The sequence below is a fragment of the Pseudomonas sp. GW456-12-1-14-TSB6 genome, from assembly GCF_059424205.1.
The window spans coordinates 162,113-177,278 of record NZ_JBWKZE010000004.1 but is presented as its reverse complement, the minus strand read 5'-3'; the positions used below and the strand labels follow the sequence as shown (position 1 = coordinate 177,278).

Here is a 15,166-nt window from a genome sequence, read left to right as displayed (position 1 = left end):
ATACATCATGCAGGCACTTTTCAAACGCCCACAAAAAAGGCCGCCTTGTGATCAAAGCGGCCTGTCCGAAGTAGTTAAAGACCGGCGAAAAACCGTTAAGTTCCGCCCAAAAATCAGCAACTTGCAGAATTGTATACAGGTCGTGCTATTCGTCGGATTTCGATTGTCACGCCCATTGCAGAGCCTCAGGATCGCGCCGTCATCCCTTTGAGGCTCCTCTATGAAGTTCTCCTCGATTCTCTTGTTGTCCCTTGGCCTGGTCAGTGGCTTCGCTTCTGCCGGAGGCACCACCGAAGCAGGTGTGGGCGGCGCATTGGGCGGGGTTCTTGGCTCGGTCGTCGGTCAATCCTTAGGCGGCAGTACAGGTTCAACCATCGGCGCAGCCCTGGGCGGCGCGGGTGGTAGTGCGGTGGGCGCCGACAAGCGCAGCCGTGGTGAAGCAGCCATTGGCGGTGCGCTGGGCGCAGCCGGCGGCAACGTGGTCGGCCGCAGCATGGGCGGCACCACCGGCAGCCTGATCGGCGCAGCGGCCGGCGGCGGCGCGGGTGGCGCGCTGGGCAACTACATGGGCAACAAGAGCGATGACGATGATCGTCATTACGATCGTCGCCATGATGATCGTCGCTACTACCGTGACCGTCACCCAGGTCGTGGCCATGCCTATGGCCATCGCAAGCATCACCGCTACTATCGCGACTGAGGCCTGGCCTCTTTAGCCGATACATCCAGATCGCAGCTCCCCCGGGCTGCGATTTTTTTTGCCTGTCACATCGCCAGGCGTTCCAGCGCTTCGCGCAATCGGGTTGGAATCGACACCGGCTGATTGGACGCCCGGTCGACAAACACATGCACGAAGCGCCCGGCGGCACAGGCCTCGTCTTCTTCGGCCTTGAACACCGCCAGCTCGTATTGCACCGAACTATTACCCAGCTTGCCTACCCGCAAGCCGATCTCGATTCGATCCGGAAAAGCGATCGACGCGAAGTAGTCGCAGGACGAACTCACCACAAACCCCACCACCTCGCCGTCATGGATATCCAGCCCCCCGACCTGAATCAGGTAGGTGTTCACCGCCGTGTCGAAGAAACTGTAATAGGTGACGTTGTTGACGTGGCCGTAGGCGTCGTTGTCGTGCCAGCGCGTGGTGATCGGCTGGAAGTGCGGGTAATCGCTGCGTTGCGGCATCGGGTTGGACATCAGTGTCGATTCCTGAAGTGATCTGCTCAGTCTAAAGATAAAAACCCTTGCCGCGCGCCGCCAGCTCGCCAATCAATGGCGCCGGCCGCCAGTGATCGCCCTGCCGGGTCTCCAGTGCCAGCAATCGCTTGTGAATGTCGGCCAGCCCCTGATCATCCGCCCAGGCCATCGGCCCGCCTCGCTCCGCCGGGAAGCCATAGCCATTCAGATAGACCTGATCGATGTCATGCGCCGACTCGGCAATCCCTTCCTGCAGGATCTTCGCCCCTTCGTTGACCAACGCCAGCAGGCACCGCTCGAGGATCTCCTCCGAGCCAATATCCCGGCGATGAAACCCCAGCCCCTCGCTGACGCTCAACACCAGCGCATCGACCTCGGGATCATGCTCGGCCTGACGACTGCCCGGCTCGTAGTGGTAATAACCGTTTCCGGACTTCTGACCGAACCGGCCCAACTCGCACAGACGGTTATCCACTTGAACCTCCGGTGCATCCTGCCCCTTGCCCGCCAGTTCGCGGGCACGCCACTCAAGATCGATGCCGACCACGTCGTACATGCGAAACGGCCCCATGGCAAAACCGAAGCTCTGCAATGCCGCATCGACCTGATGCGGGTACGCCCCTTCGAGCAACATCTTGCGCGCTTCGAGCACATACGGATGCAGCATGCGGTTTCCGATAAAACCGTGGCAGTTGCCCGACACCACACTGACCTTGCCCATGCGCTTGCCCAGCTCAAGCGCAGCCTCAAGCACAGCCGGAGAAGTTTGTGCGCCACGGACTATTTCCAGCAACTTCATGATGTGCGCCGGGCTGAAGAAATGCAGGCCCAGCACTTGAGTCGGGCGCCGTGTCGCGGCGGCAATGGCGTCGATGTCCAGCGCCGAAGTATTGCTCGCCAGCAGCGCCTCGGGCTTCAGCACGCCATCGAGCTCGCGGAAGATCTTCTGCTTGAGCTCGAGGTTCTCGTACACCGCTTCAATCACCAGGTCGATGTTGCGGATTGCCACATAGTCCGCCGCCGCGCTGACACGGGCAATCCGCGCATCGGCTTCGGCCTGATCGATCCGGCCCTGTCGCACGTTGTGCGCGTAGGTATCGGCCACGGTGGACAGCGCCTGTTCGAGCATCTGTGGATTGTTATCGACCCACTGCACTGATACGCCGGCGTTGGCCAGGCACATGACAATGCCGCGGCCCATGGTGCCGGCGCCGATCACGGCGGCCTGCTGAATAGCGAAGGATGTCTGGCTCATGTTGTTCTCTTGTTGGCGATCCGAAGACAGCCATCACCATAGTCAGCCACCGGGCATTTTTGAAGTTCATTGCCGTGATGATCGACATTCAGCAGATGGATTCGGAACTTCAAAGATGCGTCTGAGCCCAGGCCCGGACCTCGGCGTAGGGATATTCCTCAAGCGCCGCAAACCCGGAAATGGCCCGCGCCTTGAGCTTGGTAAACAACGGCACGCTGATTCCGCACAGAAACCGGGTCAATCGCTCGGCCGACGGAGCACTGCCGGTCAGTTGTTGATGCCTGTGGATAAATTCTCCACACAACGCCGCAAAATTTTTTTCCACAAGCGCCGGCAATTCAGGAGGCGCCGGGAGCCGGGCAACTTGCCCGTGGCACACAGAACAATGGCCGCACTGCTGCGGCGCATTGTGATCGCCGAAATATTCGGCCAGCCGATATCCAAGACATCGCTCGGTAGCGAACAGCTCGAGCATGGCGTGAATCCGCGCCACTTCGGTTTGCTCATGGCGGGTGAAATAGTCATGCAGTTCAGCGCTCAGGGCCTGGCTGTCGAAATCGCCGCGCAGAACGTTGTAGACCTCGGTCATCTGCTTGCTCTCAAGTTCGACCCAGCCCTTTTCCTGGAAATAATCCAGCGCTTTCACCACGCGGTTACGCTCGGCGGAATACTGCTCGTACATCGCCTGGAAATTCACCGTGGCCCAGGTACGCGCGCGGCTTGAGGTCTGGATGATCGCGGCGACGAAATCCCTGCGTTCACCTTCAAAACGCTCGAGCAACGCCTCGGGCTCCAGCAGGTATTTGAAACGGTACTCGGCGTAGTATGCGTAGCGCGGTGCAATCAGTCCTCGCAACTCCAACTGCACCAACAACGTCTTCAAAGGCAACGCGCGAATGTTGCTCTGATCCGCCAGCGGCCCGAGCAGAAATTCCCATTGGCCTTCGGGCGCGGCGGCCTGCAACTCGTCGAGCACGTGACGAATGCCCTCCTGTTCCGGCGTGTCGCCATACACGAAGTTTTCCAGCACGTTGAGGCTGTCGCGGTTGGCCAGTACCAGACAATCAGACGGTTGCCCGTCACGTCCTGCACGGCCGATTTCCTGGCTGTAGTTTTCGATGGATTTGGGCAGGTCGAAATGCACCACATTGCGGATGTCGCTCTTGTCGATGCCCATGCCGAAGGCGATGGTGGCGACGATGCAATCGGACTGCCCGCCCATGAAGCGCTTCTGGATCGCGTCCCGTTGCTCATGGGGCAAACCGGCGTGATAAGCCTCGGCCTGAATGCCATTGCGCTCCAGATGTTCGGCAATCTGCTCGGCGGTTTTCTGCAGGGTCACGTAGACGATGCTCGGCTGACCTGCGCGCTCGTTCATCCACTCCACCAGACGCCGGCGCTTGTCCTGCCCACGCACCGGCTCGACCAGCAGATTGAGGTTGGGCCGGTAGAAACCGGTGGTCACCACATCGTCTGCCGCGATGGCGAATTTCGCTTGCATGTCGGCGATGACTTTTGGCGTTGCAGTGGCGGTCAGCAGCAGGGTTTGCGGGATGTTGAACTGGCGCTGGTAGTCCGGCAGCTTGAGGTAGTCGGGGCGGAAGTTGTGGCCCCACTCGGAGATGCAGTGCGCCTCATCCACCACCAGCAGCGAGATCGGAACCTGCTGCAAAAAGTTGCGAAAGCGCTCGTTCTTCAAACGCTCCACGGAAATCATCAGGATCTTCAGCTCACCCGAACGGGCGCGGGCCATCACGTCGTTGGCATCTTCGCGGCTCTGCGCCGAATCGATGCTGCCTGCGGATATCCCGTGCCGGCGCAAGAACTCGAGCTGATCCTGCATCAGCGCCAGCAACGGTGAGACCACCAGCGTCAGGTGCGGCAGCAAGAGTGCCGGGACCTGGTAACAAAGGGATTTGCCGGAGCCCGTGGGAAATATCGCGGCTGCCGAGCGCCCAGCGAGAACAGCGCTGATCGCGGCCTCCTGACCGGGTCGAAACTGTGGATAACCGAAAACCTGTTCCAGGGTGTTGTGCATTCGCTGTCACTCCGTTGACCGCTGTGATGCCAACAGCCTAGCGGGCGATCGCAGCGCGTCGAGAATAGGTCGGGGGTCAAATCGATACGGGATGATACAGCGTCGACGGCTCGGTCAAGGGATCAAACAAATGAAACACTTTGTTCATCGCCGTGTGAAGCGACCCGAGGGTAATGTCCGTCACGCCTTGAGCCAGGACGGCCCATGCGCATGGATTTTTACCAAGGAGTGAACATGTCGAACAACTTGAAACTGCCCCTCGCCCTGATCTTGGCCTCCCTGCTGCTGGGAGGCTGCACACCCTCTCCCGAAGACTTTCCGCCGATCCTGGCCAGCGCCGTGACCGTCACCGCAGCGCCCTCGACTTAACCCCCACAAGCGCTGTGTCAGGGCCGCAATACGGCTACCCGCAGTTGCTCATCCAGCACCCGTTCATGCACATCGAGGCTCTTGCTCGCCCATCGTGCATGAGCCGGGCTGATATCGCCGGTGAAGGCTGCCGCCAGTTGACGCAAGTCGGCAACGCTACGGACACGGGGGCAAAATGCTTGCTCGTCGCACTGAGTGCTGGCATTGCGGTAGGTGTTGAGCAGGCGATCCCACAGACCGTCGCGTACTTGTCTGATCGACTTGAGCTGCATTTGCTGCACGCCCAGTCGTTGTGTGAGTTGCGGCTCGTCCAGGGCTTCGCTTGCCAGCAGAGCCTTGGCGAAAACCAGCACCTGCGCGCGGGCAGCCGTGTCGATGTCGGCCTGAGTGGCGAGCGCGTCGGGCCAACCGGTGCGCTCCAGGTTGGCAAGCACCAACCCGTTGCCCGCGTCGGAGGCCAACGCCAGACGACAACCACTAACCCACAGCAAAACGATCGAGGCCATTCGTAGCCACTGCATACCTAATTCCCTTTAAGCCTGTGCAGGACGTTTGGAAACGCCCTACGGATTCTGGCGCGCACCATACAGAGGTTTACTCTGAAACGCCTGATAATCACGTCGGAAAATTCGCTAATAAGGGTTTGGCTTTGAAAAACCGAAAAAACATGTAGGGCAAATGCCCATATCATGGAAAAAACCCTTACGAAATCTGTCCATTGCGGCCGTATTGTCCCTCCGGTCAGCGCCCTTCTATAGTGGCTGGCGCGACTGAAAACTCTGTGTCGGCTCACCGAAGCGACTTCGTAAGGGACACACCTTGATCATGAATATGTACAAACCGCTGAATACCCGTTTTCGCCCTCTCAAGACTTGCGACAGCGAAAAACCGGTATTGGTTATCGACACCGAGGCAGAACCGGGAGACCTGCTCAATGCCGCCGATCAACGTCTGCGTGCCGCCAGCGATCTGCTGGAAACTCTTTACTGCTTGTGTTTCAAACAGGCCGATGTGAAAGACATCCCCAACATCGTCAATGCGCTTTATTTATTGACCCAAGACGGTTGTGACTTGCTGGAAGTTGCCAGGCAACGAATAAATAATTAACGCCAGATTCAAAATTTACAAAGCTCGCAACAACCCATCGCTTCCATTACTGCAAAGTTGAGAACTAGCCTGCTTGCTCTTACATCAACCAGGAGCAACAACATGACTACGTTAACTATTTTCTTTTGCGGTACAGGTTCGACAAAGTTTGATAACGCCCACGAAAATTATTGGAATGGTGAATTGGTATCCACACTCGCCTCACATCACGCGGGTCGCGAGTTCGCCGAATGGATCGTGGTCGACGGCCCCGGCACCAGTAACCTGCAAGCCGATGAACTGTTCACCCAATCAAAGGACTACGGCCTCAGCGGAACCCTGTTCGGCAAGGGCTGGGAGGAAAACGTCCAGCACGCGGTAAACATCATCAAAGGCAAGTGTGACTGGCAGCGCGAGCAATTGACCGAAGCGGAATACAACCGCCTCAAAGCCGCCGGCATCCCGATTGAAGATGTAAAGGTCGAAGGTTCCTGGCTATGGCGCAAATATAACTATGGTGACCGCAGCGTCACCCAACAGAAATTGCAGGAACAAATCATTAAAACCTTCCGCAAGGACGGCGTTATTCCAACAAAAGTCAATCTGGTGGGCTGGAGCCGTGGCGGTATCAGTTGCCATATGCTGGCCAACGCTATGTTCAATGACAGCATGCTGACAAACATTCCGGTTAATATCTTCGCCATTGATCCGGTACCTGGTATCGGTAACTTTCAGGAGCATCGGGTTAAACTCAATTACAACGTAAAGGAATACGTGGGCTTTTATGCACGGGACGAACGCTCCAAGGGTTTCAGCTGCGTCATCCCGCAAACCGCGACCGGCACCAAGACCAGCATCTTCCCGATGCCTGGCCGTCACGCCACCCTGGTCGGTAACGCCTCCGCCGATGGCAACAGTGGTCCCAAAGTGCTGGCCGAACCCGGCCTCATCGTCCGCCACTTTGCCGAGGTCTGCCTGAAACGCTGGGGCACCGTACTCGACAAAAACCTCAACCTCACCGACGCCGACCTGCGCAACCATGCCGCCGCCATCGTCAACGCGGCAGCGAAATACAAGGCCATGGAGAAGTGCTCCTACACCTGGTTCACCGAGCTGGATCAAGGCGAGCGCTACGTTTCGCTGGGCAGCAAAGGCGTGCCGTTCTCGACGGTGAAAGGCGGGATCTACACCCCGGCGACCGGGCTGACGACGAGTGTGCTGGATGTTGAAGGGTATCAGGCGATTCGTTGAGGCGGGACTGGTAACAGACGTCAACACAATCACGGGAGAATTGAACGATGGATAGATCCACTGACGGAATTGAACCTCACTGCGACGAGGAGGCCTACAAAGAGTGGGTTACTCGGCAAGTTCAGAAAAGCATCGATGATCCCCGGCCAAGCATCACCGATGAAGAGTCGAGACGCTTGATGGCAGCGAAACGTGAACTGTTGAGAACAAGCAAGAATCAGTAGGAACAACCCTATTGAATCTTCGTCCACGTCCTACATGGAGCGATGCCTTATCGGCTATCGCCGTTTGTTAGCTCAAATCTATAGTCGTGACTGTCGTTGCCAAATCAGCGACTCGGGTTTGGTCACCTGAAAATGAGAGAGAAACTTCGCATGCCCTTGTATGCTTGCCGCCTGATTCATGCGGCACGCTTTATGGCGGCTGTGTTTGGGACGCTTCGGCGTGCCTGGAGTTCTCTCTCTCTGGTTGACCAACCCGAACACAGTCCGCCTCCTATCGTTTGGTCATGATGTTGGCGGTTCTTCAGATACTTGAGAGAGTCTAACCAATGAAATTATGGAACCAATTCCCCAACGATCGCTACCGCCCACTTGATACCAACCTCACCGACACCAAGCCCCTGGTCATCGACACCGAGGCCAACCCGCAAGACATCCTCGAATGCGCAGTCCAGCGTCTGCGCGCCTCAAGCGACCTGCTGCAAACCCTCTACTGCCTCTGCTTCAAACACGCCGACGTCGAAGACATCCCGCACATCACCCACGCCCTTTATCTGCTGACCAAAGACGGCTTTGACCTGTTACAGGTCGCCCAGCAGCGAATGCTCAACTGGAAAGCTCCAGTCTGAGGTTGAGTGATCAGATCGTTCCCATGTTCGACATGAGAACGATCACTTACCAGTCATCTACTCAAATCCCGCCAGCATTGCTGGAAGGTAAGCCAATGGCGTACATTTGCGATGATTTTTATTGAGACTCGGATCTTTACCCGTCGAGTAAAAGAGCTGCTGGACGATGACACTTACGCCGCTTTTCAGAAGCAACTGGTTGTAAGTCCGTCGATTGGCGATGTAATTGAAGGCACAGGCGGGATCCGAAAAACCCGAATCGCAGCGAAAGGACACGGCAAGCGAGGCGGAGCACGGGTTATCTACTACCACTTCGTTTCGGCATCACAAATCGGGTTATTGATGATCTACCCTAAAAATGAACAACACGATCTGTCCAGCGATGAGCGTAAAGCACTCAAGGTCTTGATCGAAAAATGGAGATGACCATGAGCAAATTTTTTGATGAGCTGATGGAAAGTGTGCAAGAGATGGACGAGATCGTACGAGGCGAGCGCACACCTTCTCGCGAATTCCACGTTGATGCATTGCAGGTCAAAGAAATTCGTAAAGCTACCGGTTTGACCCAGGCCAAATTTGCGGCACTGATCGACGTCCAGCTCGGCACTCTACGAAATTGGGAACAGGGTCGTCGCGAGCCAACCGGGCCGGCAAAAGCTCTGCTCAAGGCCATTCATAACGACCCGGTTCATGTTTTGAATGCATTGGCCCATTGAGAAAATGAACGCTCACAAAAAAGCCGCCCTCAACAGGCGGCTTTTTCATTCACCAAAACCCAGTCTTACAACTTAGGCCCGGCAGCCTTGATCGCATCGCTCACTTCGAACTTCTTGAAGTTCTCGATGAACAGACCGGCCAGTGCTTTGGCAGCTTCGTCGTACGCAGCCTTGTCAGCCCAGGTGTTGCGTGGGTTGAGCAGGTTGGTTTCGACGCCCGGTACGGCCAGTGGCACGTCCAGGTTGATGGTGTCCAGGTGCTCGGTGGCTGCACCGATCAGCGCGCCGCTCTGGATCGCTGCGATCACCGCGCGGGTGGTCGGGATGTTGAAGCGTTTGCCGACGCCGTAGCCACCGCCGGTCCAGCCGGTGTTGACCAGGTAGACCTTGGAGCCGAAGCCGCGGATGCGCTTGATCAGCAGTTCAGCGTATTCGCCGGCCGGACGCGGGAAGAACGGTGCGCCGAAGCAGGTGGAGAAGGTCGACTTGATGCCGCTGCCCGAACCCATTTCGGTCGAGCCCACCAGTGCGGTGTAGCCGGACAGGAAGTGGTAGGCCGCTTGTTCTTCGTTGAGGATCGACACTGGCGGCAGCACGCCGGTCAGGTCGCAGGTCAGGAAGATCACAGCGTTCGGCTCGCCGCCCAGGTTCTTCTCGGAACGCTTGGCAACGTGCTCCAGCGGGTAGGCCGCGCGGCTGTTCTGGGTCAGGCTGACATCGGCGTAGTCGGCGTGCTTGGCATCGTCGATCACGACGTTTTCCAGCACCGCGCCGTGCTTGATGGCTTTCCAGATGACCGGCTCGTTCTTCTCGGACAAGTCGATGCACTTGGCGTAGCAGCCGCCTTCGATGTTGAAGACAACGCCTTCGCCCCAGCCGTGTTCGTCGTCACCGATCAGGTAACGGCTTTCGTCGGCGGACAGGGTGGTCTTGCCGGTGCCCGACAGACCGAAGAACAGGGTCACGTCGCCTTCTTCGCCGATGTTGGCAGCGCAGTGCATTGGCAGCACGTCAGCGGCCGGCAGCAGGAAGTTCTGCACGGAGAACATGGCTTTCTTCATTTCACCGGCGTAACGCATGCCGGCGATCAGCACTTTCTTCTGGGCGAAGTTGATGATCACGCAACCGTCGGAGTTGGTGCCGTCACGCTCTGGCACGCACTCGAAGTTGGCGACGTTCAGCACTTGCCACTCTTCGCGACCGGCCGGGTTGTACTGAGCCGGGTTAATGAACAGGCAACGACCGAACAGGTTCTGCCAGGCAGTCTGGGTGGTCATTTTCACGGCCAGGTAGTGATCTTCGGCCGCGCCTACATGCACGTGGGAAACGAAATGCTCTTGCGCGTTGTTGAATGCTTCAACACGAGCCCACAGCGCGTCGAACTTGTCGGCCGGGAACTTGCGGTTGATCGGGCCCCAGGCAATGGCAGCCTGGGTGGAAGGCTCTTCAACGATGAAACGGTCGACTGGCGAACGGCCGGTGCGGTGACCGGTGCGAACAACCAGAGCGCCGGTATCGGCAAGCTCGCCTTCACCGCGGTTCAGGGCTTCTTTTACCAGATCATCAACACTCAGATCGGTGTACACGGCGTTATTGGCTTGCGTCATGAGGTTCCCCGTCGGCCAGTGGCCGAGTGTGCTCCAAACGTTTTGTAGTAGAAAGTCGTGCACTACTACCGCGAAAAAAGTGGGCCGGATTATGCCAGAAAAGCCCAAAAAGAGTAGGGCCCTCCCGTCGTAACGGCGTAATTCCGTCGTTGAGCAGTGAATTTACCTGCGCTGAACCGTTTTAGTGCCGGGTATCTGACGGCGTCTCGACGCCCGCGCCAGCGAACAATTGAGCGATATCTGCCGCGTCGAACAGGTAGCGCTGGTTGCAGAACTGGCAATCGATCTCGACTTGGCCACCTTGCTCGGCCACCAGTGCCTGCGCATCTTCCAGACCCAGGCTGACCAGTGCATTGCCGGAACGCTCGCGGGAGCAGCTGCAGTGGAAGCGCAGTTTCTGCACATCGAACAGACGAACCTGCTCCTCATGGTAGAGGCGGTGCAGGACCGTTTCGTTGTCCAGGCTCAACAGTTCATCAGCGGTCAGGGTGTTGCCCAGCGCGGTGATGTGCTGCCAGCTGGCGGCGCGTTCTTCTTCGTCTTTCAGGCGATCGGCCGGCAGTTGCTGCAGCAGCAGACCACGGGCACGACGGCCGTCGGCGCACAGCTTGAAGCGAGTGCCGACCTGCTGGGACATGACGAAATAGTTGGTGAAGCAGTCGGACAGGGTTTCGCCGTCGAGGTCGACGATGCCCTGGTAGCGCTGGCCGGCGATCGGGTCAACGGTCAAGGCCAGGACACCGTTCGGCATCAGGTCGCCGAGGGTTGCGTCGGCCGGGATCTGCTCGGCGTGGTAGCGCGCCAGGCCACGGATTTCTCGCTCGCTGGAGCATTCGATCATCAACAGCGGGATCGGGCCTTCGGAACGGGCCTGAAGAATCAGCAAGCCATCGAATTTCAGGGTGCCCACCAGCAACGAGGCGGCGGCCATCAGTTCACCCAGCAATTGCGCAACCGGTTCCGGGTACGGGTGCTTGGCGAGCACTTCGGCGTAGCTGCGCTCCAGCGACACCAGTTCGCCGCGCGTGTCGCTGTCATCGAAGATGAAGCGTTGGGTGTAATCGGTATCGAGGAAATCGGTCATAGGTCTGGGTATCTGAATGTGATGACAAAATGGTTACAAAGAATGAAAATCCCGCGCTTCTGGCATCCTTTTTGATGCCGATGTTCAGCCACGGGAGGCATTTTATGAACAATCCGGGTTTGTTCCAATCAAGGTGGAACCTCGGCCGGCTGGTTCTGTGCAACGTTGTGCCATTGGCACTACTGGCTTTCTGGTTATGGCCTACAGGTCAGATGCTGTGTGTGATTTTCGACGAGTGGCTGTTCCGCTCACTCAACGCACCGCTGGCCAGCAACCCCATATGGCTCCACATCTGGGCAATTGCAAGTCTGCGACCGTTCGACATCGTCGTCGGCCTGATTCTGCTGACACTGCTGATCAAGGGCGACTGGGTGTTCAGGGCGATTGACGTGCGCCGCGCCTTTTTCGGTTTTTTCTCGATCCTGCTGCTGATGGTGGTGATCCGCGCGCTGTTTTCCAAGTTCTCCGATCACATGGGCTGGCAGCACAGCAGCCCGTCGATGGTGCTCGAAGGTGCCGTGCATATCAGCGATTACTTCCCGCATCTGGAGAAGACCTGGGAGCTGAAGGATCGCTCGAGCCAGAGCTTCCCCGGTGACCACGCCTCGGTGCTGCTGATCTGGGCGCTGTTCATGGGCGTGTTCAGCCGTACGGCTGGTCAGTTTCTGGTGATCTGGGGCCTGGCACTGCTGTTCATGTTGCCGCGTCTGGTCGCCGGTGCTCATTGGGGCCAGGACGATTACATCGGCGGCATGCTGCTGGCGGTGTGGGCACTGGGCTGGGGTTACTACACGCCGTTTGCTTATCACGCGGCGAACTTCTGGTTGAAGGTCACGGCACCGGTTTTCCGGCTGCTGGGCAAACTGCCGGTGGTTTCGCGGATGAGTGTGGTGTCCGCGCAATAATCGAACATTGCTGAACAAAAAGCGCAGCCGCCGGCGGGGTCTTGCACCCAGGCCGGCAGGCTGCGTTTTTTTATTCGCCGCTACTGTTCCCACGAAATTTAAACAGATCCCGACGCTGCTTCTTGCTCGGTTTGCCGTCGGTGGTCACACCCAGAGCGCCTGCCTTGCGCATCGCCGCAGCCGCTTCACGCTTGGCAATGCTGGCCTCGGTCTCGGCATACAGCGTCTGCGCCTCAGGTGCTCCGCGACGCACGATCGACAGGGCCTGAACCACAACGGTCTTTTCGTCGAAGCCGGCGCGAATCTCGAATTCATCGCCAATGCGTGGTTCTTTGCCAGGCTTGCAGCGCTCTCCCCGACAATGCACCTTGCCACTCTCGATGGCGGCTTTGGCCAAGGCGCGAGTCTTGAAAAAACGCGCGGCCCACAGCCACTTATCGAGACGAACCTTGTCGTCCTCTTCGCTTTTTTGTGCCATATGAATTCCTCGTTCAGCCAGTAGTCGGAACTGTACTACCGATTCTGTCGGGCGCAAGAACTCGGCCCTCCAGATAAACTGTGATCTTCGCCGGTTCAACGGCATGGAGTGATCGAGTGACCAAATTTCCGTCTTCATTGACCTCGCCCAAATCCGGGTGCCTGGGCTGCCAGCAAAGCGAGCCGCTGGGCTTCGATTTTTCGTTCGCTTATCAGCCCATCGTGGATCTGCGTGACGAGTCGGTGTACGCCTACGAGGCACTGGTTCGTGGTGCGGCTGGTGAAGGCGCATTAACCGTGCTGGATCAGGTTACAGAAGATAACCGCTACCGTTTCGACCAGCTCTGCCGGACTCGCGCCATCGAAGGCGCGGCCGAACTTAATATGCAGACACACTTGTCGATCAACTTCATGCCCAACGCCGTCTATCGTCCAGAGTTGTGTATTCGCAGCACCCTGGAGGCCGCGAGGAAACACAATTTTCCGATCGACCGGCTGATTTTCGAAACCCTGGAAAGCGAGCATGTAGATAACTATCGCCATTTGACCAATATTCTGCGTGAATACCGCGAATTCGGCTTCAAGACGGCCATCGACGATTTCGGTGCCGGCTATTCGGGGCTCAATCTGCTGGCCGATTTCCAACCGGACCTGATCAAGCTCGATATGGCGCTGATTCGCGATATCGACCGTGACCGTGTTCGTCAGGCTATCGTTCGGGGGATTGTCACAATCTGTGCGGAGTTGGACGTTACAGTCATCGCCGAAGGCATAGAGAGTGCGGGTGAACGGGATTTCCTGGCGGACTGCGGAATATTTCTGATGCAGGGTTACTGGTTCGCCAGGCCCGCATTCAAAGCGTTGGCCCAGGTGTCCCCTGAAGCGTGGACGCGTTAATTGTTGGTTTTTTCCATTGAAGACATTTGACCATTTGACCGTTATCGGTCTGCGCGAGTGGGTGGCGCTTCCGGATCTGGGAGTCGCCGGCCTTCGGGCAAAAATCGACACCGGCGCCAGCACCTCCAGCCTGCATGCCACCGACATCGAGCCGTTCGAACGCGACGGCGAGAAGTGGGTGCGCTTCACCGCGCACCTGGGCACCGTCGTGCAGTTGCGCCATCGGCGATGCGAAGCGCCGCTGGTCGCCCGCAAGACCATCAAGAGTTCCAATGGCCAGGCCCAGGTGCGCTACGTGATCAGCACCACCCTGGCCCTGGGTGATCGGGTCTGGCCGATCGAGTTCACCCTCGCCTGCCGCAAGTCCATGCGCTATCGCCTGCTGCTCGGTTCCAAAGCCCTGATCGACGGCCAACTGGTGGTCAATCCGGGCATCAAATATGTACAAGACAAGCCGGTGTTCCCGGTATCTACCTCCTCCACAGGTGTTGCATGAAGATCGCTGTGCTGTCGCGGAATCCGCGTCTGTATTCCACCCGCCGTCTGGTCGAAGCAGGAACCGAGCGCGGGCATGAAATGGTGGTGATCGACACCTTGCGCGCCTACATGAACATTGCCAGCCACAAGCCGCAGATCCATTATCGCGGCAAGCCGCTGGAGGGTTTCGATGCAGTGATCCCGCGGATCGGCGCGTCGGTGACGTTTTATGGCTGTGCGGTGTTGCGTCAGTTCGAAATGATGGGCGTGTTTCCGCTCAACGAATCGGTGGCCATCGCCCGCTCGCGGGACAAGCTGCGTTCGCTGCAGTTGCTGTCGCGCCGGGGCATCGGTTTGCCAGTGACCGGCTTCGCCCACTCGCCGGACGACATTCCCGATCTGATCGACATGGTCAACGGCGCGCCGCTGGTGATCAAAGTGCTCGAAGGCACCCAGGGCATCGGCGTGGTGCTGTGCGAAACCGCAACGGCTGCGGAGTCGGTGATCGAGGCGTTCATGGGCCTGAAGCAGAACATCATGGTGCAGGAATACATCAAGGAGGCTGGCGGCGCCGACATCCGCTGCTTCGTGGTCGGCGACAAGGTGATCGCGGCCATGAAGCGTCAGGCCAAGCCCGGCGAATTCCGCTCCAACCTGCACCGTGGCGGCAGTGCCAGCCTGATCAAGATCACTCCGGAAGAACGCATGACCGCGCTGCGTGCGGCAAAGGTCATGGGGCTGGCGGTGGCGGGTGTGGATATCCTGCGCTCCAACCACGGGCCGCTGGTGATGGAGGTGAACTCGTCACCGGGCCTGGAAGGGATCGAAACCACCACGGGCAAAAACGTGGCGGGGATCATCATCGAACACCTTGAGAAGAATGGCGGGCCGAACATGACCCGCACAAAAGGCAAGGGATAGGGGCACTGGGGAGCGGCGAGCTACGAGCTGCAAGCG

General features: G+C 58.2%; 18 protein-coding genes. 11 read left to right on the top strand and 7 right to left on the bottom strand.

Translation table 11 applies throughout. From position 1 onward, the window contains the following. Window positions 1-220: 220 nt before the first annotated feature. On the top strand, window positions 221-700 hold the full coding sequence (locus AC07Y2_RS05375) for a glycine zipper domain-containing protein (protein WP_011331978.1): 480 nt from the start codon (window positions 221-223) through the stop codon (window positions 698-700). A 65-nt stretch (window positions 701-765) separates the two neighbouring features. Here the strand turns inward: AC07Y2_RS05375 and AC07Y2_RS05370 are convergent, their stop codons facing one another. The 3 genes from AC07Y2_RS05370 to AC07Y2_RS05360 all read right to left on the bottom strand — a co-directional run bounded on the left by AC07Y2_RS05370 (window position 766) and on the right by AC07Y2_RS05360 (window position 4,490). Next, on the bottom strand, window positions 766-1,197 hold the full coding sequence (locus AC07Y2_RS05370) for an acyl-CoA thioesterase (protein WP_039764604.1): 432 nt from the start codon (window positions 1,195-1,197) through the stop codon (window positions 766-768). Between the two features lie 31 nt (window positions 1,198-1,228). Next, window positions 1,229-2,452, bottom strand: a complete 1,224-nt coding sequence (locus AC07Y2_RS05365) for a 3-hydroxyacyl-CoA dehydrogenase (RefSeq protein ID WP_103385576.1) — start codon at window positions 2,450-2,452, stop codon at window positions 1,229-1,231. Window positions 2,453-2,561: 109 nt separating this feature from the next. Next, window positions 2,562-4,490 carry a RecQ family ATP-dependent DNA helicase gene (locus AC07Y2_RS05360; RefSeq protein ID WP_103385575.1) on the bottom strand — a complete coding sequence of 643 codons (1,929 nt, stop codon included), beginning with the start codon at window positions 4,488-4,490 and terminating at the stop codon, window positions 2,562-2,564. Between the two features lie 234 nt (window positions 4,491-4,724). Here AC07Y2_RS05360 and AC07Y2_RS05355 point away from each other — a divergent pair, with 234 nt between their 5' ends. Continuing rightward, window positions 4,725-4,859: a hypothetical protein gene (locus AC07Y2_RS05355; RefSeq protein ID WP_256574501.1), complete on the top strand. Its 135-nt coding sequence runs from the start codon at window positions 4,725-4,727 to the stop codon at window positions 4,857-4,859. Window positions 4,860-4,876: 17 nt separating this feature from the next. On the opposite strand, the gene AC07Y2_RS05350 is transcribed toward AC07Y2_RS05355, so the two are convergent. Continuing rightward, window positions 4,877-5,380 carry a polysaccharide deacetylase gene (locus AC07Y2_RS05350; protein ID WP_103385574.1) on the bottom strand — a complete coding sequence of 168 codons (504 nt, stop codon included), beginning with the start codon at window positions 5,378-5,380 and terminating at the stop codon, window positions 4,877-4,879. Between the two features lie 304 nt (window positions 5,381-5,684). On the opposite strand from AC07Y2_RS05350, the gene AC07Y2_RS05345 reads away from it, so the two are divergent. The 5 genes from AC07Y2_RS05345 (at window position 5,685) to nadS (ending at window position 8,762) form a co-directional block, all read left to right on the top strand. Continuing rightward, window positions 5,685-5,966 carry a hypothetical protein gene (locus AC07Y2_RS05345; protein ID WP_064382752.1) on the top strand — a complete coding sequence of 94 codons (282 nt, stop codon included), beginning with the start codon at window positions 5,685-5,687 and terminating at the stop codon, window positions 5,964-5,966. Window positions 5,967-6,068: 102 nt separating this feature from the next. Further along, entirely contained in the window at window positions 6,069-7,196 is a 1,128-nt protein-coding gene (locus tag AC07Y2_RS05340) for a hypothetical protein (RefSeq protein ID WP_103385573.1), read from the top strand. Window positions 7,197-7,746: 550 nt separating this feature from the next. Continuing rightward, on the top strand, window positions 7,747-8,046 hold the full coding sequence (locus AC07Y2_RS05335; protein WP_103385572.1) for a hypothetical protein: 300 nt from the start codon (window positions 7,747-7,749) through the stop codon (window positions 8,044-8,046). Window positions 8,047-8,157: 111 nt separating this feature from the next. Next, a complete protein-coding gene (locus AC07Y2_RS05330; protein WP_011331970.1) occupies window positions 8,158-8,472 on the top strand; it encodes a type II toxin-antitoxin system RelE/ParE family toxin in 315 nt (104 codons plus the stop codon). A gap of 2 nt (window positions 8,473-8,474) precedes the next feature. After that, window positions 8,475-8,762: a NadS family protein gene (nadS, locus tag AC07Y2_RS05325; protein WP_041475108.1), complete on the top strand. Its 288-nt coding sequence runs from the start codon at window positions 8,475-8,477 to the stop codon at window positions 8,760-8,762. 65 nt (window positions 8,763-8,827) lie between these two features. On the opposite strand, the gene AC07Y2_RS05320 is transcribed toward nadS, so the two are convergent. Then, the gene (locus AC07Y2_RS05320; protein WP_007952682.1) at window positions 8,828-10,369 is read right to left on the bottom strand and encodes a phosphoenolpyruvate carboxykinase; all 1,542 of its coding nucleotides are present in this window, start codon (window positions 10,367-10,369) and stop codon (window positions 8,828-8,830) included. Window positions 10,370-10,550: 181 nt separating this feature from the next. Next, window positions 10,551-11,453 (bottom strand): Hsp33 family molecular chaperone HslO, encoded by a 903-nt coding sequence (gene hslO, locus AC07Y2_RS05315; RefSeq protein WP_011331968.1) that lies wholly within the window; start codon window positions 11,451-11,453, stop codon window positions 10,551-10,553. Between the two features lie 104 nt (window positions 11,454-11,557). Here hslO and AC07Y2_RS05310 point away from each other — a divergent pair, with 104 nt between their 5' ends. Continuing rightward, window positions 11,558-12,358 carry a phosphatase PAP2 family protein gene (locus AC07Y2_RS05310; RefSeq protein ID WP_064592738.1) on the top strand — a complete coding sequence of 267 codons (801 nt, stop codon included), beginning with the start codon at window positions 11,558-11,560 and terminating at the stop codon, window positions 12,356-12,358. A 70-nt stretch (window positions 12,359-12,428) separates the two neighbouring features. Here AC07Y2_RS05310 and AC07Y2_RS05305 read toward each other — a convergent pair whose 3' ends face one another. Beyond that, window positions 12,429-12,836, bottom strand: a complete 408-nt coding sequence (locus tag AC07Y2_RS05305) for an RNA-binding S4 domain-containing protein (protein ID WP_011331966.1) — start codon at window positions 12,834-12,836, stop codon at window positions 12,429-12,431. Window positions 12,837-12,952: 116 nt separating this feature from the next. Here AC07Y2_RS05305 and rimA point away from each other — a divergent pair, with 116 nt between their 5' ends. Genes rimA through rimK form a run of 3 tightly spaced genes read left to right on the top strand, consistent with a single transcriptional unit; the run spans window position 12,953 to window position 15,130 of the window. Beyond that, entirely contained in the window at window positions 12,953-13,732 is a 780-nt protein-coding gene (gene rimA / locus AC07Y2_RS05300) for a S6 modification regulatory phosphodiesterase RimA (protein WP_007952688.1), read from the top strand. A gap of 16 nt (window positions 13,733-13,748) precedes the next feature. Beyond that, entirely contained in the window at window positions 13,749-14,228 is a 480-nt protein-coding gene (rimB, locus tag AC07Y2_RS05295; RefSeq protein WP_011331964.1) for a retropepsin-like aspartic endopeptidase RimB, read from the top strand. Continuing rightward, window positions 14,225-15,130 (top strand): 30S ribosomal protein S6--L-glutamate ligase, encoded by a 906-nt coding sequence (gene rimK / locus AC07Y2_RS05290; RefSeq protein WP_007949201.1) that lies wholly within the window; start codon window positions 14,225-14,227, stop codon window positions 15,128-15,130. Before rimB ends, rimK begins: the two co-directional genes overlap by 4 nt. Window positions 15,131-15,166: the final 36 nt, after the last annotated feature.

What these genes read in the sequence shown, in the direction of transcription:
- AC07Y2_RS05375 (WP_011331978.1), top strand. Translation starts at nt 221, where the DNA reads ATGAAGTTCTCCTCGATTCTCTTGTTGTCCCTTGGCCTGGTCAGTGGC.
- AC07Y2_RS05370 (WP_039764604.1), bottom strand. Translation starts at nt 1,197, where the DNA reads ATGTCCAACCCGATGCCGCAACGCAGCGATTACCCGCACTTCCAGCCG.
- AC07Y2_RS05365 (WP_103385576.1), bottom strand. Translation starts at nt 2,452, where the DNA reads ATGAGCCAGACATCCTTCGCTATTCAGCAGGCCGCCGTGATCGGCGCC.
- AC07Y2_RS05360 (WP_103385575.1), bottom strand. Translation starts at nt 4,490, where the DNA reads ATGCACAACACCCTGGAACAGGTTTTCGGTTATCCACAGTTTCGACCC.
- AC07Y2_RS05355 (WP_256574501.1), top strand. Translation starts at nt 4,725, where the DNA reads ATGTCGAACAACTTGAAACTGCCCCTCGCCCTGATCTTGGCCTCCCTG.
- AC07Y2_RS05350 (WP_103385574.1), bottom strand. Translation starts at nt 5,380, where the DNA reads ATGCAGTGGCTACGAATGGCCTCGATCGTTTTGCTGTGGGTTAGTGGT.
- AC07Y2_RS05345 (WP_064382752.1), top strand. Translation starts at nt 5,685, where the DNA reads ATGAATATGTACAAACCGCTGAATACCCGTTTTCGCCCTCTCAAGACT.
- AC07Y2_RS05340 (WP_103385573.1), top strand. Translation starts at nt 6,069, where the DNA reads ATGACTACGTTAACTATTTTCTTTTGCGGTACAGGTTCGACAAAGTTT.
- AC07Y2_RS05335 (WP_103385572.1), top strand. Translation starts at nt 7,747, where the DNA reads ATGAAATTATGGAACCAATTCCCCAACGATCGCTACCGCCCACTTGAT.
- AC07Y2_RS05330 (WP_011331970.1), top strand. Translation starts at nt 8,158, where the DNA reads ATGATTTTTATTGAGACTCGGATCTTTACCCGTCGAGTAAAAGAGCTG.
- nadS (WP_041475108.1), top strand. Translation starts at nt 8,475, where the DNA reads ATGAGCAAATTTTTTGATGAGCTGATGGAAAGTGTGCAAGAGATGGAC.
- AC07Y2_RS05320 (WP_007952682.1), bottom strand. Translation starts at nt 10,369, where the DNA reads ATGACGCAAGCCAATAACGCCGTGTACACCGATCTGAGTGTTGATGAT.
- hslO (WP_011331968.1), bottom strand. Translation starts at nt 11,453, where the DNA reads ATGACCGATTTCCTCGATACCGATTACACCCAACGCTTCATCTTCGAT.
- AC07Y2_RS05310 (WP_064592738.1), top strand. Translation starts at nt 11,558, where the DNA reads ATGAACAATCCGGGTTTGTTCCAATCAAGGTGGAACCTCGGCCGGCTG.
- AC07Y2_RS05305 (WP_011331966.1), bottom strand. Translation starts at nt 12,836, where the DNA reads ATGGCACAAAAAAGCGAAGAGGACGACAAGGTTCGTCTCGATAAGTGG.
- rimK (WP_007949201.1), top strand. Translation starts at nt 14,225, where the DNA reads ATGAAGATCGCTGTGCTGTCGCGGAATCCGCGTCTGTATTCCACCCGC.